This is a genomic window from Blautia sp. CAG:257 (assembly GCF_000433815.1).
GTDB classification, from domain to species: Bacteria; Bacillota; Clostridia; order Lachnospirales; family Lachnospiraceae; genus Blautia_A; species Blautia_A caecimuris.
The window spans coordinates 1-19,758 of sequence record NZ_HF999032.1 but is presented as its reverse complement, the minus strand read 5'-3'; the positions used below and the strand labels follow the sequence as shown (position 1 = coordinate 19,758).

At 42.8% G+C, this 19,758-nt stretch carries 19 protein-coding genes; 16 read left to right on the top strand and 3 right to left on the bottom strand.

The annotated features are described in order from the left end of the window. Positions 1 to 13: 13 nt before the first annotated feature. The 8 genes from QVP40_RS05650 (at position 14) to QVP40_RS05615 (ending at position 6,305) form a co-directional block, all read left to right on the top strand. The gene (locus QVP40_RS05650; protein WP_022067518.1) at positions 14 to 793 is read left to right on the top strand and encodes an ABC transporter permease; all 780 of its coding nucleotides are present in this window, start codon (positions 14 to 16) and stop codon (positions 791 to 793) included. A gap of 13 nt (positions 794 to 806) precedes the next feature. Next, complete coding sequence (locus QVP40_RS05645; RefSeq protein WP_022067517.1) at positions 807 to 1,613, top strand: ABC transporter permease; 807 nt, start codon at positions 807 to 809, stop codon at positions 1,611 to 1,613. A 246-nt stretch (positions 1,614 to 1,859) separates the two neighbouring features. Beyond that, positions 1,860 to 2,864: an asparaginase gene (locus QVP40_RS05640; protein ID WP_022067516.1), complete on the top strand. Its 1,005-nt coding sequence runs from the start codon at positions 1,860 to 1,862 to the stop codon at positions 2,862 to 2,864. A gap of 177 nt (positions 2,865 to 3,041) precedes the next feature. Then, positions 3,042 to 3,404, top strand: coding sequence for an MGMT family protein (locus QVP40_RS05635; protein WP_022067515.1), 363 nt, complete (start codon positions 3,042 to 3,044; stop codon positions 3,402 to 3,404). 5 nt (positions 3,405 to 3,409) lie between these two features. Then, complete coding sequence (locus QVP40_RS05630) at positions 3,410 to 4,756, top strand: MATE family efflux transporter (protein WP_022067514.1); 1,347 nt, start codon at positions 3,410 to 3,412, stop codon at positions 4,754 to 4,756. Beyond that, positions 4,749 to 5,189 carry an NUDIX domain-containing protein gene (locus tag QVP40_RS05625; protein ID WP_022067513.1) on the top strand — a complete coding sequence of 147 codons (441 nt, stop codon included), beginning with the start codon at positions 4,749 to 4,751 and terminating at the stop codon, positions 5,187 to 5,189. Before QVP40_RS05630 ends, QVP40_RS05625 begins: the two co-directional genes overlap by 8 nt. Beyond that, positions 5,180 to 5,815, top strand: coding sequence for a sugar O-acetyltransferase (locus QVP40_RS05620; protein WP_022067512.1), 636 nt, complete (start codon positions 5,180 to 5,182; stop codon positions 5,813 to 5,815). Before QVP40_RS05625 ends, QVP40_RS05620 begins: the two co-directional genes overlap by 10 nt. A 64-nt stretch (positions 5,816 to 5,879) precedes the next feature. Beyond that, positions 5,880 to 6,305, top strand: a complete 426-nt coding sequence (locus QVP40_RS05615) for a C-GCAxxG-C-C family protein (RefSeq protein ID WP_022067511.1) — start codon at positions 5,880 to 5,882, stop codon at positions 6,303 to 6,305. Between the two features lie 178 nt (positions 6,306 to 6,483). On the opposite strand, the gene QVP40_RS05610 is transcribed toward QVP40_RS05615, so the two are convergent. Both QVP40_RS05610 and QVP40_RS05605 read right to left on the bottom strand, forming a co-directional pair. Beyond that, positions 6,484 to 8,232, bottom strand: coding sequence for an ABC transporter ATP-binding protein (locus QVP40_RS05610; protein ID WP_288200340.1), 1,749 nt, complete (start codon positions 8,230 to 8,232; stop codon positions 6,484 to 6,486). A gap of 5 nt (positions 8,233 to 8,237) precedes the next feature. Further along, positions 8,238 to 10,022 (bottom strand): ABC transporter ATP-binding protein, encoded by a 1,785-nt coding sequence (locus tag QVP40_RS05605; RefSeq protein ID WP_022067509.1) that lies wholly within the window; start codon positions 10,020 to 10,022, stop codon positions 8,238 to 8,240. A 102-nt stretch (positions 10,023 to 10,124) separates the two neighbouring features. On the opposite strand from QVP40_RS05605, the gene QVP40_RS05600 reads away from it, so the two are divergent. The 5 genes from QVP40_RS05600 to QVP40_RS05580 all read left to right on the top strand — a co-directional run bounded on the left by QVP40_RS05600 (position 10,125) and on the right by QVP40_RS05580 (position 15,552). Further along, positions 10,125 to 10,610, top strand: coding sequence for a hypothetical protein (locus QVP40_RS05600; protein WP_022067508.1), 486 nt, complete (start codon positions 10,125 to 10,127; stop codon positions 10,608 to 10,610). 30 nt (positions 10,611 to 10,640) lie between these two features. Further along, on the top strand, positions 10,641 to 11,312 hold the full coding sequence (locus QVP40_RS05595; RefSeq protein WP_022067507.1) for a YkgJ family cysteine cluster protein: 672 nt from the start codon (positions 10,641 to 10,643) through the stop codon (positions 11,310 to 11,312). Positions 11,313 to 11,443: 131 nt separating this feature from the next. Continuing rightward, positions 11,444 to 11,938 carry a MarR family winged helix-turn-helix transcriptional regulator gene (locus QVP40_RS05590; protein WP_022067506.1) on the top strand — a complete coding sequence of 165 codons (495 nt, stop codon included), beginning with the start codon at positions 11,444 to 11,446 and terminating at the stop codon, positions 11,936 to 11,938. Next, positions 11,931 to 13,664, top strand: coding sequence for an ABC transporter ATP-binding protein (locus tag QVP40_RS05585; RefSeq protein ID WP_022067505.1), 1,734 nt, complete (start codon positions 11,931 to 11,933; stop codon positions 13,662 to 13,664). Before QVP40_RS05590 ends, QVP40_RS05585 begins: the two co-directional genes overlap by 8 nt. Continuing rightward, positions 13,657 to 15,552, top strand: a complete 1,896-nt coding sequence (locus tag QVP40_RS05580) for an ABC transporter ATP-binding protein (protein ID WP_022067504.1) — start codon at positions 13,657 to 13,659, stop codon at positions 15,550 to 15,552. Before QVP40_RS05585 ends, QVP40_RS05580 begins: the two co-directional genes overlap by 8 nt. Before the next feature lie 201 nt (positions 15,553 to 15,753). On the opposite strand, the gene QVP40_RS05575 is transcribed toward QVP40_RS05580, so the two are convergent. After that, complete coding sequence (locus QVP40_RS05575; protein ID WP_288200336.1) at positions 15,754 to 17,184, bottom strand: phospholipase D family protein; 1,431 nt, start codon at positions 17,182 to 17,184, stop codon at positions 15,754 to 15,756. A gap of 210 nt (positions 17,185 to 17,394) precedes the next feature. Between QVP40_RS05575 and QVP40_RS05570 the strand changes: the two genes are divergently transcribed. From QVP40_RS05570 to QVP40_RS05560, 3 genes are all read left to right on the top strand, one after another. Continuing rightward, entirely contained in the window at positions 17,395 to 18,123 is a 729-nt protein-coding gene (locus QVP40_RS05570) for a LytR/AlgR family response regulator transcription factor (RefSeq protein ID WP_022067502.1), read from the top strand. Next, the gene (locus QVP40_RS05565) at positions 18,101 to 19,378 is read left to right on the top strand and encodes a sensor histidine kinase (protein WP_022067501.1); all 1,278 of its coding nucleotides are present in this window, start codon (positions 18,101 to 18,103) and stop codon (positions 19,376 to 19,378) included. Before QVP40_RS05570 ends, QVP40_RS05565 begins: the two co-directional genes overlap by 23 nt. A 137-nt stretch (positions 19,379 to 19,515) precedes the next feature. Then, positions 19,516 to 19,665: a cyclic lactone autoinducer peptide gene (locus QVP40_RS05560; RefSeq protein WP_022067500.1), complete on the top strand. Its 150-nt coding sequence runs from the start codon at positions 19,516 to 19,518 to the stop codon at positions 19,663 to 19,665. Positions 19,666 to 19,758: the final 93 nt, after the last annotated feature.

Here is a 19,758-nt window from a genome sequence, read left to right as displayed (position 1 = left end):
GGAGGTGAGGGCATTGCTTAGACTGATCCAATGTGAATTTCTGAAGCTGAAGAGAAAAAGACTGTTTCAGGCAGCTTTTCTTACAACTTTTATTATGCCTGTACTTTATTCATTGCTGCTGTCAGACAGTAGTTTTGATGATCTCATGAGCGTAATACGGGAGGAAAACGGATTTTTGCTTCTGATCCCTCTGACCGTTGTCCTGGCGGCAAATCTGTTTTTTGAAGAACATGATTATGATACTTTAAAAAATCTGATGTGTGTTCCTGTTACAAAGGGAAGGCTTACCATGGCAAAGCTGTTTGTGCTTCTTATTTTTGACATTGCCTATGAAGCTGCCGGATATATGATCGCGGCTGCGATGTCTGTGATATCCGGAATCCGTCTGGAGGAAGCCGGACAGCAGCTGATTCTTACCCTGGCTACAGGAGTGCTTTTATGGGCTGCGTCCATGCCCTGCATTTTTATTGTGGTGTGGTGTAACAAATCCTATATTATTTCAGTGATCATTGCCTTTGCATATGTAACACTGAATTATATTCTTCGGATCAATGACAGCTTTCTCATGGTTCCGGCAGGACTTAATCTTCCTACATTTTTACCTGTTCCGATGATCTTTCGGTGGCTGTATCAATTTCACTCTATAGAGAATGTGGGAGAGGTTCTGGCGGAATTTTATGAGCGCTTTCAGCCATATTTTATTTCCGGACCACTGGTTTTTACAGTCCTTCTATCAGAAGCGGCAGTCTGTATTGCACTGATCATACAGGTTTATAAAAAACAGGATGTGTAGGAGGACAGGGAAAATGACAGCTATTATAAAAACAGAATTTCAGAAAATGAAAAGATACCATATTTTACTGATTGCTCTGATCGGGATGTTTTGTTCACCGCTGCTTCAGCTTTTTTCACAGTTTGCCATGAACGATGCATTAAAGGACCCTTATTATGATCTTGCCGCATTGCTGGAAAGTACCATATGGGGAAACGCTCAGATATTTCTGCCAGTTATGATCACTTTAACAGGAGGTTATCTGATTAACAGAGAATACACAGATGATACCTTAAAAAACATTCTGACGGTGCCGGTTTCCTTCCACAGATTCCTTTGGGGAAAGCTGCTGACCTCCGGCATCCTTGCCGTAGGATTTGGAATTTACAGCTTTTTTGCTGCGATTATTGTTGGCTTTTTTGCAGGACTTCCAAAAGCCGGCTTTTCGGTACTTACAGGATATTTTTTCCAGATGGCAGGACTTTCGGTATGCATTTATATTGTGGTTCTTCCTCTTCTTGTTATTGACAGCAGAAAAAAAGGAAGATTTATGGGCGGAGCCGTGGCGGCTTTTCTGGTGGGATATGCCTGTCTGTTTTTTAAAACAGGAATTTTAAGAAGCGTTTATCCCGTATCGGCAGCGCTGACTGTTGTCGGATTTGATATGGCAGAGTACACAGGGACAGCATCGCAGGGCAACAGGGTTCTTGCAGTTCTTGTACTGGGGATTATACTTCTTGTGTCAGTGATGCTTGTATGGTTTTGCAAGCCTCCTCAGGAGGAAACAAAACATAAAATCAGGGGAAGAAGAGGAAAACAACTAAGAGTATCTCAGCGTTAATACAAAATCATAAAACTTCCGGTACGAAGCTGTATTATGACAGCAAAGACCGGAAGTTTTGTGATTTATTGGAAAAGACCGGACAAGAGAGTTGTTGAAACCTTGAATATTTGCTGATAAAATGATGAAGATAACATTAGAATACATGAATATTTTGTAAAAACTGAGATGCGAGAAAGCAGCTGAAAATCATTATTCGGCAAAACATCAGCAGTATAATTTTTGAGGAAACAAGGGAGAGATCATATGAAAAAAAGAATCCTTATTATAAATACAGGCGGTACGCTTTCTTCTGTAAACGGCGAAAATGGTCTGATGCCGGGAATGAAAAGCAGAGATATGCTGGACGAGCTTCGTATGGTGTCCCGGAATCTGGAACTGGAAACAGAGGATTTTTGCTCTGTGGACAGTGCTAATATTTTTCCGGAGGACTGGGCAAGGCTGGCGGAGCTGATCGCAAAAAGAAGCAGGGACTATCAGGGAATCGCAGTGATCCACGGGACAGATACACTGGCGTACACAGCTTCTATGCTGTCGTTTATGCTTCAGAATATTTCCATTCCGGTAGTGGTAACAGGAAGTCAGCTGTCCATAGCAGATCCTGTGGCAGACGCTATGGAAAACTGCCGCTGCGGGATTCATATGGCGGCTGGCGGCTGTCCGGGAGTATTTGTGGCATTTAACCGTAAGGTCATGCTGGGATGCCGCGCCTCCAAGGTTCGGACCATGAGTTTTGACGCATTTGAAAGCATTAATTATCCTTATATTGGTGAAATCAGTTCGCTGGGACTTCATATCTGCAGGGAAAACCTTGTGGAAAAAAGAGGAATCTTCCGTCCTCAGACAGCCTATTCAGACAAGGTATTTCTGCTGAAATTATACCCGGGAACAGATCCTTCGATCCTGGACTATCTTCAGGAAAAAGGCTGCCGGGGCGTTTATGTGGAAGGCTTTGGACTTGGCGGAATGCCGTTTCTGAAAAATGATTTTATCGGAGCTGTGAAAAAGGCAGTAGAAAATGGAATGGTCATACTTGCAGGCAGCCAGTGCAGATATGAGGGAAGCAATCTTTCTGTGTATGAGACAGGGCGGAGAGCTCTGGAAAGCGGTGTTCTGCAGGCCTATGATATGACTGCAGAGGCAGCCATGGCAAAACTGATGTGGGTTCTGGGACAGACGGACAGTCTGAGAGAAATCAGGGAATATTTTTCTGTGGATATTGCGGGAGAGGTTACGATCCCTAAAGAGTGAGTCCGGAAATCGCAGTTTCTGAAGGAGAGCTGTTAAAGCTGCGAAATAAAGTTCCGACTTGAAATTTAAAATTCTTCCTGACCGATTTCGAAAAAATGTTTGGGGGATTTACCAGTTACCTGGCAGAAATTTTTATGGTATGATATAACTGGATTTTCAGGAAGGGGAAGAGTAAAAATGGACTTTTATAAGCGGGCGGATCTTGTTATGAAAAAAGTTCCGGAAGGCAGAGTGGTTTCGTACGGACAGATTGCGCTTCTCTGCGGTGTTCCCGGAAATGCAAGACAGGCAGGCTACGCGCTCCGGACTGGAAAAGCAGGACAGAAGACTGCGTACAGAGTGGTAAATGCTCAGGGCTATTTAAGCGGCGCAGGGGCTTTTGAAACCTGTGATATGCAGAGACTTTTGCTGGAAAAAGAAGGAATCCGGGTATTGTGGACAGAAAAGGGCTGGAAGGTGGATATGAAGACCTTTGGCTGGAAAAATACCATAGAAGATGCAGAAGAGCTGCGAAGAGAATTTGAAAGGCTTGGAGTTTAGGCATTATGGAAAAAAATCTTACTTCAGGAAGTGTATTTAAAAATATTGTGTTTTTTTCACTTCCGTATCTTCTGTCATATTTTTTGCAGACTTTGTATGGTATGGCAGACCTGTTTATTATCGGTCAGTTTGAAGGAGTAGACAGCATTACGGCAGTTTCTGTGGGAAGCCAGGTCATGCATATGCTGACAGTTATGATCGTGGGACTTGCCATGGGTTCCACAGTAGTGATCGGGAAGGCGGTGGGAGCCCGGAAAAAGCAGGAAACTGCATCAGTGATCGGAAATACGGTAACTTTATTTATGGCAGTGGCTCTGGTTTCTACTGTGCTGCTTCTGGTATTCGTTGATCCCATCGTTGCGGTTATGTCCACTCCCGGGGAAGCAGTTTCCGGTACAGCCAGGTATCTGACTATCTGTTTTATGGGAATACCTTTTATTACTGCCTATAATATTATCAGCTCCATTTTCCGTGGAATGGGCGATTCCAAAAGTCCCATGTATTTTATTGCAGTGGCCTGCGGCGCTAATATTGTGCTGGACTATGTGTTTATTGGAGCATGTCATCTGGGACCATCCGGCGCTGCCCTGGGAACCGTGTTGTCCCAGACCATCAGTGTGATCACTGCTCTGATTGTTATTTTAAGGAGAAAAACGGGAATTTCTCTGAAAAAGCAGGACTTCAGACCTGATGCAGAGGTAATGAAGCAGGTTTTAAAAATCGGTATTCCTGTGGCGCTTCAGGATGGGTTTATCCAGATCGCTTTTATAGTGATCACAGTAATTGCCAACCGAAGAGGACTGAACGATGCGGCAGCAGTTGGAATTGTGGAAAAGCTGATCGGAATTGTGTTCCTGGTGCCGTCCACCATGCTTTCAGCAGTGTCTGCTCTTTCTGCACAGAATATCGGGGCAGGAAAGCCGGAGCGCGCAGTAAAAACACTGAAGTACGCAGTGATGATTTCCGTAGGATTCGGCTTTACAGTAGCAGTGATCACACAGTTTGTTTCAGTGCCGGTTGTAAAGCTGTTTACTGATGATGCGGCGGTTGCTGTTTCCGGCGGACAGTACCTGCGCTCTTATATCTGGGACTGTATGCTTGCAGGAGTTCATTTCTGTTTCAGCGGGTACTTCTGTGCCTGCGGAAGATCAGGAATCTCATTTTTACATAATTTTCTTTCGATTATATGTGCCCGTGTGCCGGGCGCGTATCTGGCGTCAGTATATTTTCCGGATACGCTGTATCCAATGGGACTTGCGGCTCCGGCAGGATCACTTTTGTCAGGGGTGATCTGTGTGGCTGCGTTTGTGTATCTGCAGAAGTGCAGGAAAGGACGTGAAGGATATGCATAAGATTTTTGGACAGAGAGAGAAAGGACAGTATTATGACAGACCAGGCGCTTACCTGGTTATATTTTCCGGGGAAAAAACAGCAGTAGTGCGCACCGCCAGAGGATTGTTCCTTCTTGGCGGTGGTATCCAGGGGGCAGAAAACGATCAGGAATGTATCAGAAGAGAATGTCTGGAGGAATGTGGATGTGAATGTACAGTAAAAGAATATCTGGCTTCTGCGGAAGCCTTCAGTGTTCACGATACAAAAGGCCTGTTTCACCCAATACAGAGATATTATATGGGGGATTTGCTTGACAAAGTACAGGAACCTACAGAAAAAGATCACTGTCTGATCTGGGCAGATTATGGAGAAATAAAAGGAAAAATGTATTCAGATATGCAGAACTGGGCTCTGGAAACAGGATGGAAAAGGAGACACAAGGAATGGATATGAGGAAACGCAGAGATGCGCAGCTTGCCTATATTTCTGACGAAAGCGTATTTGAAGAGCAGGTTGTGTGCAGGAGAATTCTTCAGAAACTGAATTTTATGGACCGGGCGGATTTTGACGGAATTGCAGAGGTGGTAAAGGTGCTTCTGGGTAAGTCGGACAATGCTTTTATTAATCCGCCGTTTTACTGCGACTATGGAAAAAATATTGAGACTGGTAAGAATTTTTTTGCAAATTATAACTGTACGATTCTGGATGTGGCAAAGGTAAGAATCGGCGATAACTGTCAGTTTGCGCCAAATGTAGCTATTTATACAGCAGGGCATCCGGTTCACCCGGACACCAGAAATACTTTGTATGAGTATGGAAAAGAAGTGACGGTAGGGGATAATGTGTGGCTTGGGGGAAATACGGTGGTATGCCCCGGGGTCCATATTGGAAACAACGTAGTGATCGGTGCGGGAAGTGTTGTGACAAGAGACATTCCCGACTGGTCTGTTGCGGCCGGGAATCCCTGCCGGGTGATCCGGAAGATCACAGAGGAGGACAGAAGAAAACTGTTTCGGAATGAGGAGATTGATGAGGAAGCCTGGGAAGATATTTTATCCCGTATCCAGGATGAAAAATAACACAGTACAGAAAAGATTTCCGAAATTCAGATAAAAACAAATAATTTACACGAGGAGAATGATGATGAATACAAAAGCAGAACGTGCTATTGAGCTACATAAAAAAGGATATAATTGTGCACAGGCGGTTGCCTGTACCTTCTGTAAAGACCTTGGCATCAATGAGGAGGAAATGTTCAGAATTTCAGAGGGATTTGGCCTTGGAATGGGGATGATGGAAATGTGCGGCGCTCTTTCAGGAATGACAATGATCATAGGACTGGAGAACAGCGTAGGTGATCCTGAGAAGGGAGCTCCTACAAAGACACAGACTTATAAGGCTGTACAAAAATATATAAACAAATTTAAAGAAAATAATGGTTCCTATATCTGCCGTGAATTAAAAGGCGTTGAGACAAAAAAGGTGCTCTGTACCTGCGATAAGTGTATTCTGGATGCAGTGGCGCTGACAGAGGAGTATTTGAACAGTAAAAAAGAAGCACAGGACTGACAGTAACTGGAATGGAAAAGCTTCAGGGGGCTGTCGGGAAATAAATAATTCTAAACAGGGGCAGGTGTGACTCGTATGAGCCGCACCTGCCCCTGCTGCGAAAAGCAGAGTAAGTCCGTCAAAAACTGAGGGATGGAGAGCCTGAATAGGGAGCCTGTGCGCCTGGTTCCTTTGAAGATTACTCTGCTGTATTTACGAACTGACTGTTGTACAGGGTCTGATAAAAGCCGCCCTTTTTCATCAGCTCATCATGAGTACCCTGCTCAATAATGCTTCCATCCTTCATTACAAGGATCTCGTCAGCATTTCGGATGGTGGACAGGCGATGTGCAACAATAAAGCTTGTACGCCCCTCCATAAGCCGGTCAAAGGCTGCCTGGATCAGCATTTCTGTACGGGTGTCAATGCTGGAGGTGGCTTCGTCAAGGATCAGCATTGGCGGAAAACACAGCATAACCCTTGTAATACAGAGAAGCTGTTTCTGTCCCTGGCTGAGACTGTCCTCTGTGATAACTGTATCCAGACGGTCAGGAAGACGGCGGATAAATTCCCAGCTGTGAGACATTTTTGCTGCCTGGATGATCTCGTCTTCAGAGGCATCCGGCTTTCCAATGGTAATGTTTTCCCGGACAGTGCCGTTTTTGATCCAGGTATCCTGAAGCACCATTCCGTAGCTGCTTCGGAGAGAGTGTCTGGATATCTGATCTACAGGTTTTCCATCCACAGAAATGGTTCCGGAATTTACATCATAAAATCGCATCAGAAGATTGATGAAGGTGGTTTTTCCGCAGCCGGTAGGACCTACAAGAGCAATTCTCCTGCCAGGCTCTGCCTTCAGATTAAAGTTTTCGATCAGAGGTCTGTGAGGCGTATACCGGAAAGAAACCTGATCAATTTCAACAGAACCTTTTACATCAGAAAGTGATTCTGACGGATCAGGGCTTTCCGGCTTTTCTTCCAGAAGAGCGAAGATTCTGGCGGCGCAGGCCAGAGCATTTTGAAGCTCAGTGATTACGGAGCTGATATCATTAAAGGGCTTCATATACTGATTGGCATAGGCAAGCATCACAGAAAGTCCACCTACAGTCAGAGCGCCTCCCGGAATCAGGAAAGCGCCTGCAAGGGCGACTCCTGCATAAATCACATTGTTGACAAACCGTGTGGAGGGATTGGTAAGGCTGCTGTAAAAAACAGCCTGCTGGCTTGATTCTCTCAGCTCCTCATTGATGCGGGCAAAGCGCTCAGACGCTTTATCCTGATAGCCAAAGGCCTGAACCAGCTTCTGATTTCCGATCATTTCCTCAATAAGAGCTGTCTGCTGTCCTCTGGCGCTGCTCTGACGCTGAAACATCTGGAAAGAGTGGGAAGAAATAAATTTTGCCACAAAAAAGCTCAAAGGCGTCAGCACAATTACCATGATGGTAATGACCACGTTCCGGGAGAACATAAAAACCAGTGTTCCGATAATGGTGACAATGCCGGAAAACAGCTGGGTGAAGCCCAGGAGAAGCCCGTCTGAAAGAATATCTGCATCTGCAGTTATCCGGCTGATAATATCTCCTGTACTGTGGCTGTCAAGGTAAGAAAGAGACAGCTTCTGGATATGGCGGATGGCCTTTGCCCGGATATCCTGCACAGTGCGGTAGGCGATCCGGTTATTGATAAGATTCATGATCCAGGAGGCTGCGCCTGAAAATAATACAACCAGGAGTACCTGGCGAAGCCAGCGCCACATCTGAGAAAAATTCACCTTCTGTTCTGCAATGATCTGATCAATGGCATTGCCGAAAAGTATGGGAACATAAAGCTGCAGAAGCACGGAAGCGGCAGCCAGTACAATACTGACAACCAGAAGAATACGGTATCTTCCAATGAAGCGAAGCACTTTTTTCAGGGTTTCCGTGCTTTCTGTCCGTTTTTTATTCATTGCGCTCATGAATTGGCCTCCTTTCCTTTTGCGGGAAGTTCTCCGGTATTTTGCATTGCGTCATATTTTTTCCTTTCATCGGGAAACTGAGAGAAAAAGATCTCTCTGTATGGGGCGCAGGATTTTAAAAGTTCTTCATGAGTGCCCTGACCGGCCAGGGTTCCGTCGTCCAGAACAAGGATCAGGTCAGCCTGACGGATACTTGAGGAACGCTGGGATACAAGAAAAGTGGTTGTTTTGTGGCTGAGCGTGTGAAGCGATTTTCTCAGGGCTGCATCTGTGGCAAAGTCAAGAGCGCTGGCGCTGTCATCCAGAATGAGGATTTCCGGATTTTTGATCAGAGCCCGGGCAATGGTAAGGCGCTGGCGCTGGCCGCCGGAAAGATTTTTTCCGTTTTGCTCCAGAGTAAAATCAAGCTGTCCCTGTTTTTTTTCTACGATTTCTTTTGCCTGTGCCATGGAAAGAGCTTCCCAGATTTCTTCATCAGAAGCATTTTCCCTGCCAAGCTTCATGTTTTCCCGGATAGTACCTTTAAACAGCACGGCCTTTTGGGGAACAATTCCGATTTTGCTGCAGAGATCTGCCTGAGAATACTTACGGATATCCTGACCGTTAAGAAGAACCGTTCCCTGATCTGCATCATAAAATCGGGAGATCAGATTTACAAGGGTTGTTTTTCCGCTTCCGGTGCCGCCGATAATACCCACTGTCTGTCCTTTTCTGGCTGTGAAACTAATATTGGAAAGACTGGGAGCCTTGGTTCCGGCATAGGAAAAGGTAACGTCCTGAAAAGCAACTGCGCAGTCTGAGTCAGTCTGAGTTTCGGTTTCAGCCACATAGTTCATAGAAGACCGGACGTTCAGAATATCAGCTACACGGCCTGCGCAGGCGGCTGCTTTATTCAGTGTGATGATCAGAGAGGCAAGCTTAATAAGCTCAACGATCATCTGAGCCATGTAATTGTAAAGAGCTACGGTTTCGCCCTGCTGCATACTGCCCATATTTACCTGGAGCCCTGCTGTACTGATGAGAAAAACAGTGGCAATATTAATAAGTACATAGGTAGCCGGATTCAGAAGCGCAGAAAGCCGTCCCACAAATTCGTTAAGCCTGGTCAGTTCACGGTTACTCTCGTCAAAATCTTTTACAGCTTCTCTTTCCCGGCAGAAAGCCCGTATCACGCGGACTCCGGTAAGATTTTCTCTTGTAAGACCTGTAACTCTGTCAAGCTTTCCCTGAACTTTACGGAAAAGCGGAATGCTGAGATACATAATAACAAAAACAACAAGAAAGAGGACCGGGATTGCCACAACAAACACCAGGGCGCAGCGTACATTAATGGTAAACGCCATAACCATGGAGCCCAGAACGATAAAAGGGCTGCGAAGCAGCAGCCTGAGTCCCATGTTCAGTCCGTTCTGCACCTGATTGATATCATTGGTCAGTCTTGTGATCAGGGTGGCGGTTCCAAGACGGTCAAGCTCAGAATAGGAAAGTCCCTGTACATGATCAAACACAGATTGACGAAGCTCTGCGGCAAATCCCGTACTTGCTTTTGCTGCAAAAAACTGGGCGGTGATACTGACAGTCAGACCTGCGCCTGCCATAAGGATCAGAATCAAAAAGCTCCGGATAATGACACCGCGGTTATTTTCTGCAATTCCCACATCAATCATGTGAGCGATCACAACAGGAACCATCAGGTCAAATACAACTTCCAGAAACTTGAAAAAGGGAGCAAGTATGGTCTCTTTTTTGTAGTTTTTTAAATAGACAGCGAGAGATCGCATGTTCTGTTTCCTCCGTTTCTATATAGGGTTTCTCAGGGGGAATCCTGATTGACAACCAATATTATACTCCTGTACAATGAGATAGAAAAGGAGAAAAAACAAATGAAAATAAGAAAAGCAGAGAGAAAAGATCTTTCCGATATTCTGAGGATTTATGCATATGCGAGAGAGTTTATGAAGGAGCATGGAAACCCTGACCAGTGGGGAATGGTTTATCCTTCTCCGGAGCTTGTCCGGGAGGATATGGAAAAGGGAATCTGTTATGTGTGCACGGAAGAAGAACATATTGCAGGTGTATTTGTGTTTTTTAAGGGAGAGGATCCTACTTATCGGATCATCCGGGAGGGCAGCTGGCACAGAAACAGCCCCTATGGAGTGCTGCACAGAGTGGCGTCTGACGGAAGTATAAAGGGGATCGCAAGGTTCTGTTTTGACTTTGCAAAAGAGAACTGTGATTATCTGAGAATCGATACCCATAAGGACAACATTCCCATGCAGAACACTCTGGCAAAAAACGGATTCTGCAGATGTGGGATCATTAATACTGACGACGGTTCCCCACGAATCGCCTATGACTGGGAAGCCTGAGAGAAAAATATTACAGAGGAGAATTTTATTATGAAGCGAAATGTTACACTGGAAGAAATTTCTGACGGAAATTTATATGAAGCAAACGACATGGTAAAGGCAGACTGTCAGGACTGCAAAGGGTGCAGCGACTGCTGTCAGGGAATGGGAGATACAGTGATTCTTGATCCTTTAGATGTGCACAGGCTTTGTGCGGGATTAAAAAAATCACCGGAGGAGCTTCTGGGAAGTGTTGTGGAGCTGGGAATCACTGACGGAAATATTCTTCCCCATCTTGCCATGAGAGGGGAGCAGGAGCGCTGTGTGTTTCTGAACACAGAGGGACGCTGCTCCATACATGACATCAGACCGGGATTCTGCAGACTGTTTCCTCTGGGGCGTTATTATACAGAGGACGGATTTAAGTATATTCTTCAGATCCATGAATGCAAAAAGAAAAACCGTTCCAAGATCAAAGTAAAAAAATGGCTGGATACCCCAAATCTGAAACAGTACGAAAAGTTTGTCCTGGACTGGCATAATTTTCTTCTGGATGTTCAGGAGGTATTTTATGAGACAGAGGATGAGACGTTGGTAAAAAACCTGAATATGTATGTTCTCAGCAGGTTTTATTATACTCCATATAAGGAAGATGAGGATTTTTATCCGCAGTTTTACGTCCGGCTGGAGGAAGCAAAAAAGCTTTTAGACCTTGGGGTATAACAGAAAAACAACAGTTAAAGGAAACGGAACTAAATGAGAAGCAGGCCTGAAAAAAGTGTTGACATTAAAATTTTCTGTCTGTATAATATGAAAAAGTTAGGACGCTAACTAAATAAATTGAGGTGCAGATTATGCAGGATATTGATGAAAAAATAAGGAACATGCATACGGGAAGACTGGTGAGGATGCTGAATCACCAGCTGAAACGGAATCAGAAGCCTGAGGAGGCTGTGGAGGATGACGAGCTGACGCCGATGCAGAGGCATATACTGAATTATATTTTGCTGGAAACTCTTCACAGAGATATTTATCAGAAAAATCTTGAAGAGGAGTTCCAGGTCAGGAAATCTACAGTATCAGGTATTCTCAAGCTGATCGAAAAAAACGGGTTTATCTACCGGGAAAGCGTAAAAGAGGATGCCAGACTGAAAAGAATCCTTCCCACAAAAAAAGCAGAGGCTCTGCGTCCAAGTATTCTGGAGCATATTCATGAAACCGAGATCCGTATGACTGAGGGTGTGTCAGAACAGGATCTTTTTCTGTGCAAAAAAGTTCTTTATCAGATGTGTCAGAATCTTGCAGAAAAAAACAGGGAGAATAAGGAGGTAGACAGAAAAGATGAATAAGACACTTTTACGATCAGTCCGGGAATACAAAAAACAGTCAGTGCTGGCTCCGTTATTTGTGATCCTTGAGGTACTGATGGAGGTTCTCATTCCCATGGAAATGGCAAAGATCATTGATGTTGGCATTGCCAAGGGGAATATCAACTACATTGTCCAGCGCGGGCTGATCCTTGTGGTCATGGCTATGCTGGCTTTGTGGTTTGGCGTGATCGCAGGAAAAATGGCGGCAGTGGCAGCAGCCGGCTACGCAAAAAATCTGAGACACGATATTTTTTATAAGGTACAGGAATTTTCTTTTAAGAACATCGATCATTTTTCCACTTCAGGACTTGTTACCAGAATGACAACAGATATTACAAACGTACAGATGGCATACATGATGAGTATCCGTCTTCTTGCAAGGGCTCCGATCATGGTGCTGCTTTCATGGGTCATGACATTAATGATCAATGTAAAAATCGCACTGTTATTCCTGATCGTGATTCCTCTTCTTGGCGGAACCCTGATCTTTATTGCAAAAAAAGCCCATCCCCATTTTGTCAAGGTATTTGATGAATATGATGTGCTGAATAATTCAGTTCAGGAAAATGTCAATGCATCCCGCGTGGTTAAGGCTTTTGTCAGAGAAGACTTTGAAATCCGTAAGTTTCATGGAATTTCCAAATATGTGTATGATCTTTTTACAAAGGCGGAAAAAATCGTATCATGGAACTCTCCGGTTATGCAGTTTACCATGTATACGGTGGTTCTTCTTCTGGTTGCCATCGGAGGAAAGAGCATTGTTCTTGGAAGTATGGCAACAGGAGAGCTTACCAGTGTGATCGTGTATGCGCTTCAGATCCTGATGTCCCTTTCCATGGTTACCTTTGTGTTTGTTATGATCATGATTGCAGAGGCATCTACAGACCGTATTACAGAGGTGCTGAAGGAAGTGCCGGAAATGGCAGATAATGAGGATTCTGTAAAAGAGGTTCCAAATGGAGAAATCGTATTTGACCATGTAAACTTCAGCTATGGAGGAAAGGGCGGAAATCTTTCCCTGAAGGATATTAATCTTCATATCAAATCCGGTCAGACAGTTGGAATTATCGGCGGAACCGGAAGTGCAAAGTCCACCCTGGTACAGATGATCCCCCGTCTCTATGATGTGACAGAGGGAAGCGTGAAGGTTGGCGGAATCGATGTACGTGATTATAACCTGGAAGCTCTGCGGGACCAGGTATCTATGGTTCTCCAGAAAAATGTGCTGTTTTCCGGTTCCATTTATGAAAACATTCGGTGGGGAGACGAAAATGCCAGTGATGAAGAGGTACAGAGAGTGTGCAGACTGGCTCAGGCAGACGGATTTATCAATGAGTTTCCAGCCGGATATAAAACCCAGATCGTTCAGGGAGGAAACAATGTTTCCGGTGGACAGAAGCAGAGGCTCTGTATTGCAAGAGCGCTTCTGAAAAAACCGAAGATCCTGATTCTGGATGATTCCACAAGCGCGGTTGACACAAAAACTGACGCACTGATCCGTAAGGCATTCCGTGAGGAAATTCCGGATACCACAAAGATCATTATTGCCCAGCGAGTTGCTTCTATTGAAGATGCCGACCAGATCATTGTTCTGGACGGAGGAGCTGTTGCAGGTGTGGGAACCTCTCAGGAGCTTCTTAAAACAAATAAAATTTACAGAGAAGTATATGAATCTCAGGTTCGGGGAGGTGAAGAGAATGAATAAGAAACAAAACGGAAAGCCAAAGCTGTCCAAGGATACTTTAAAGACAGCAAAGCGTCTTCTGAAATATGTGACCGAGACCTATAAAATGCGCTTTATTCTGGTATTTGTCTGTATTCTTATCAGCTCTGTGGCAACGATCTCCGTATCTTTGTCCCTGAAATTTTTGCTGGATGACTTTATTATTCCGCTGATCGGCCAGCAGAGTCCGGATTTTGCAGAGCTTTACCGGGCGCTTGCCGTTCTGGGCTGTATCTTTCTTCTGGGAGTGGTTTCCACCTTTATTTACACCAGAATGATGGTTTATATCGGACAGGGTGTTCTGAAAAAGGTGAGAGACGATATGTTTGAACATATGCAGACTCTTCCGATCCGCTATTTTGACCAGAGGACAAACGGCTCTATTATGAGTCTTTACACAAACGATACCGACACTCTGAGACAGATGATCAGTCAGGCAATTCCCCAGGCGCTGATGTCCTTTTTTACCATTATTGTCACTTTTATTTCCATGGTGGCATTGAGTCCGCTTCTGACAATTCTGGCTGTTGCAGTTATTTTTGTTATGACTTTTGTTACCAGAAAGATCGGTGGGAACAGTGGAAAGTATTTTGTCAGCCAGCAGATGTCCCTGGCAGATGTAACCGGCTTTGTGGAAGAGCGCATGAACGGACAGAGAGTTGTCAAGGTATTTAACCATGAAAGAAAATCAGAAGAAGAGTTTGATAAATTAAACGAAGCTCTTTTTGAAAGCGCTTCCAGAGCAAATACTTTTGCAAATATGATGGGACCGGTAATCGGAAACATCGGAAATCTTCAGTTTGTTCTTACAGCAGTTCTGGGCGGTTTCCTTTCTGTTATCGGAGTAGGCGGAATCACTCTTGGAGTTATGGCTTCCTACCTTCAGTTTACAAAAAGCTTTACTCAGCCGTTTATGCAGGTGGCTCAGCAGTTTAACTCCATTGTTATGGCGCTTGCAGGAGCAGAGCGTATTTTCCAGCTGATCGACGAGGAGCCGGAAAAAGATGAGGGTTATGTAACTCTTGTAAATGCCAGAAAGGATGAAAACGGAAATATTGCAGAATGTAAGGAGCGCACAGGAATGTGGGCATGGAAACATCCTCATTCTGCAGACGGTTCTGTTTCCTATACAGAGCTGACCGGAGATGTTGTTTTTGAGAATGTAACCTTTGGCTACAATGAAGATAAAGTAATCCTGAAAAATATCAGCCTGTATGCAAAGCCTGGACAGAAGCTTGCTTTTGTAGGTTCCACAGGAGCCGGAAAGACTACGATCACCAACCTGATCAATCGTTTTTATGATATTCAGGAAGGAAAGATCCGCTACGACGGAATTAACATCACAAAGATTAAAAAGGATGATCTCCGCCGTTCTCTGGGAATTGTCCTGCAGGATACTCATCTGTTTACCGGTACGATTATGGATAATATCCGCTATGGAAAGCTGGATGCCACAGACGATGAGGTTTACCAGGCAGCGCGTCTTGCACATGCAGATCAGTTTATCCAGATGCTTCCTAATGGATATCAGACAATGCTCAGCGGCGACGGCGAGGAGCTCTCACAGGGACAGAGACAGCTTCTGTCCATTGCCAGGGCAGCAGTGGCAGATCCGCCTGTACTGATTCTTGACGAGGCTACTTCAAGTATTGATACACGAACAGAGAGTATTGTACAAAAAGGTATGGACAATCTGATGAAAGGACGTACTGTATTTGTAATCGCACACAGACTTTCCACAATCCGCAACAGTAATGCGATCATTGTTCTGGATCATGGAAATATTATTGAAAGAGGCGATCATGAGGATCTGATCAAAATGAAAGGAACCTATTACCAGCTTTATACAGGAAAGCTGGAACTGTCATAAAATCATATACAGATAAAAAAAGAGACACTGCACAGGAAATGGATGTTCCGGGGAGCTTCCCCCGGAGCGCATTTCCGGATGCAGTGTCTTTTTTCTGTAAATATTTTTAAAAGACAGAAGTAATGATCTGAGCTGCAGAAGGTTTATTAGAAACAGCCTGATCAATGAAAGGAAGTTTTTTATTCTGCAGACTCAGAAAGATTACAGGAATTTTCTGAGAGGTACAGTAAGAACCCGAAGAGTCCAGTAGAAGATTTTCTTTCCTGTACTGAGTTTTTTTGGAACATAGTTTTCGCCCTGAATATAGTTTTCGTCAGATCCTATGGTTTTACTGTAGGTCTTGTCTGTTTCTGCTTCTTTTCGGATCATGGAATTTAATTTCTCTGAGTCAATGGCAAGCATCAGCTCTGTATCCTGGTAGGTGCTTCTCATATCCAGATTGTAGGAGCCCACAATACTCATTCTGTCATCGATCAGAACTGCTTTTGTATGGCAGGAATGACCGCCCATAAATTCATAAACCTTTGCGCCGGTTTTCCAGATTTTTTCTTTCTGGTTCAGATAATCCGTGCATCCCCAGGGGTTTGCTCCGCTGGCAACATCATTGGTAATGATTTCAAGGGGAATATTGTTGTCCTTCAGGTCTGTAAGATCCTGGTACATCTCTTTTCCGCAGATGATATAGGGGGTGTAGATAAGCGTTTCTTTTCCCTGAAGCATAAGCTGGTGGATGGAATACCACATCCAGGGCTCTTTGTTTTCTGCTTCCAGAGGATTGCAGAGAAGGGAAATTTTATTTGTCTCAAAGGTGAGCTTCTGGAAATCCCAGTCTGTATAAGCCTCGGGATATGTTTCTTTCAGCTTCTGATAACGGTTGTTCAGAGAAACGATACATTCCTGAATTTCATCAGAAAGTTTTTTGCAGGTAAACTCCCGGCTGTCCTTCAGAGCCCATATTTTTTCAAAATAAGCTCTGAGCTGATAGAGAGAGGAAGCTTTATTATCTTCTGTCTCATACACAAAAATTTCTCGGTCAATATTTTTTGATTTGGAGTAATCCCCAAGAAACAGATTGGTCGTATTTCTTCCTCCCAGCAGGAACATCTGATGGTCAATGATCAGATATTTGTCATGGAGACGGGCCTGCATTTTCCAGGGCTTTAAAGGCGTGAGCGGATTGTAGATGCGAAGAGAAATGTTCTCATGGGAGGCCAGAGCCTGAAACCACTGGGTTCCTTTTCCCTTTACATCCAGAAAACCGCTGAAGCCGTCAATGATCACCCGGACTTTTACGCCTCTGTCCGCGGCGCTCATAAGCGCGGCCATAACATCTTTTCCGCCTTTGTCAGCGTTAAAGTCAAAGGTAGAGAGAATAATTTCCTGCTCTGCCTGTTGGATGATCTGAAGGCGATAGAGAAGAGCGTCTGTGTTGTCGTTTATGTAGGCGATCCGCTCGCTTCCCGCCTGGGAGCTGTAAAACTCTCTCTGACTGAAGTCATTCTGAAAATTTTCTGAAACTTTTTTGTGCCGCAGATAAGGCACTGTAAGCAGAGCAATATAGATTAAAATAAGAATAAAAATAATCCTGCCCGGTGTCAGAAGCCCAAAGAAAAACCTGCGTTTCATGTTCATTCACCACTTTCTTTTTTTCTAACTGGTATGACAGTTTTATAGTTGTAATGAAACATTCTATGCCAAATCAGGAAAAAAGTAAAGAAGAAAAATGTTAATCTTTCGTCAATTTTTTTAGGAGATTCTTTTCATTGTGATTTTGAACAGAAGGGGAATCTTGCAAGGATAAGAATAATAGAGTAATATACATAATAAGCAGGAGGGAGAATAATGCGTGTAATAATATGTGATGATGAAAAAAGCACTTGTGCTGAAGTGGAGAATATGCTCAGAGATTTTGCATTTGAAAAGTGCATGAAACTGGAAGTGGATGTATTTTTTGACGGAACTGCACTGACAGAGTATCTGAAAAGAGAAAAAGCGCCGGATATCCTTTTTTTGGACATTGAACTTCCAGGAATGGACGGTGTTGAGGTGGGAAAATATGTCAGAGATATATTGAGAAATTTACATATGTTTTTGGTATATATATCTTCAAAGGAAGAATACGCGTTAGAGTTATTCCAAAATCAACCGTTTGATTTTCTGATTAAACCCATAAAAAAAGAACGACTGTATCATGTTATGGAAAAAATATTTTGTATTTCTGACAAAAGCGAGTGTAATTTTGAGTATAAAAATCAGGGAAACAGTTACCGGGTTATGTATAAGGACATTTTGTATTTTCAAAGTGATGGACGAAAAATTAATATTGTAATGGAAAATGACAGTCAAAGTTTTTATGGAAAGTTGTCGGAGATTGAGCAGGAGTGCCCGGAAGGGCTATTTTTGCGTATTCATAAATCGTATCTAATCAATATGCATTATATAAAAGAAATAACTTATAAGTGGATAAAAATGATAAATGGAGATGTATTGGATATCAGCAGATCTAATCGTGTAACAATAAGAAGAAAATTAATGGAGAGTATGTCAGATGAACTTCGTCATAATATTTGAGCAGGTTCTTATATTACTTTCAAATGGAATACGATTTTATGCTGTTAAGAGATATATTGATTTTTTTGTTTCCAGGGATAAGAGCCGTTGGAAATATAACTGGTTGTTATATATTTTTGCATGTATTGGGACTTATTTTGTCAGTGCTGTATTTTCATCTCTTATTTTAAATGTTCTTATAAACATTCTTGCTATATTTATGCTGACCATACCCTATCAGATAAAGAAATCTGAAAAGGTATTAATGACATTTGTTATATATGTGGTTAATATGTTAGCAGATGCTATAGTAGTTCAATTACTGTCAGGATATGAAACAGGACAACAGGTAGAGGCGATTTATCATTTTATAATAAGCCTGGTAATTTTGATACCTACTGCCTTTTTCAAAATACCTAAAGACAGGAAAACAGATATTTTTCTGCCGTTTATGAATGTGTTTGTATTAGGTACGATTCCTCTTGTCAGCATTATTTGTACCCAGAGTGTCACAGTTGCATCGAAATATAATAAGCTGGTCATCCTTATAGTTGCATTTAGTCTGATACTGATTAATTTTTCTCTGTTTTATTTATATTATGTATTAACGAAATTTTATTCGAGCCAAATGAAGCAGAAAGAGTTGGAACGAACTGTTGATGTATACGCATATCAACTCGATGTTTTGCAGGAGTCTCAGGAACAGATAAAAAAATTGCGGCATGATATGAAGCATCATTTAATAGAATTATCTGCTATAGCACAGCATGGTAAGAATGAGGATATGGTACGTTATGTGGAGCAGATGGAAAAATTTATGCTGAACCCTGCCGAAAAGGTTTCTACTGGAAATAAGGATATTGACGGAGTTCTGAATTATATGCTTAGAAAGGCAGATGATTTATTGAATATTGTGGATATAGATATTCAGATTCCAAACTGTTTATGCAGTAAGAATTTTAATGTTTGTGTTGTTTTGGGAAATCTGATTGACAATGCAGTCAGGGAATCTGATAAATCGGATGAAAAATATTTATCTGTCAGTATACGTGCCAAAAAGGATATATTAATTATTCTGATTGAAAACAGTTATGCTGGTACAATTATAAAAAAAGATCAGAAATTCAGAACCAGTCAAAAGGATGCAGATATCCATGGAATTGGTCTGGAAAGTGTGAAACAGGTAGTGGATGCTTGTAATGGAGATATGAAAATCGAGTATTCGAAAAAGCGTTTTCAGGTGCAGGTATTATTGTATTTATCAAATATTGTATAAAAAGTGAAAAGAGCCTAGGCCATAGGGCTCTTTTTTAGTGCTGATTTTTACAAAAATAGATACAGTTTTTTACATATAGAAGATTGGAGGACATATTTATGATATGATAAAAAATAATATCAAAGGGAGGAAACAACATGATGAAAAGAAAAAAATCAGTATTAGGAAAGAAAATAATAGGAGGCATTGCAAAAAAAATGGCAGAAAGGGATGCAAACACAACATGTGCATTTTTTGCTTATCAGCCCAGACTCCCTCTTGCAGTAAAGAAGATGAGAAAATCCTGATTGTGAAAAAGGGTATTCAGCAAAAATAATAAATGATATAGATATTTTAAAACTGTGGTGCTAGAATATAAATAGTACAAGTCAAAATGAGAA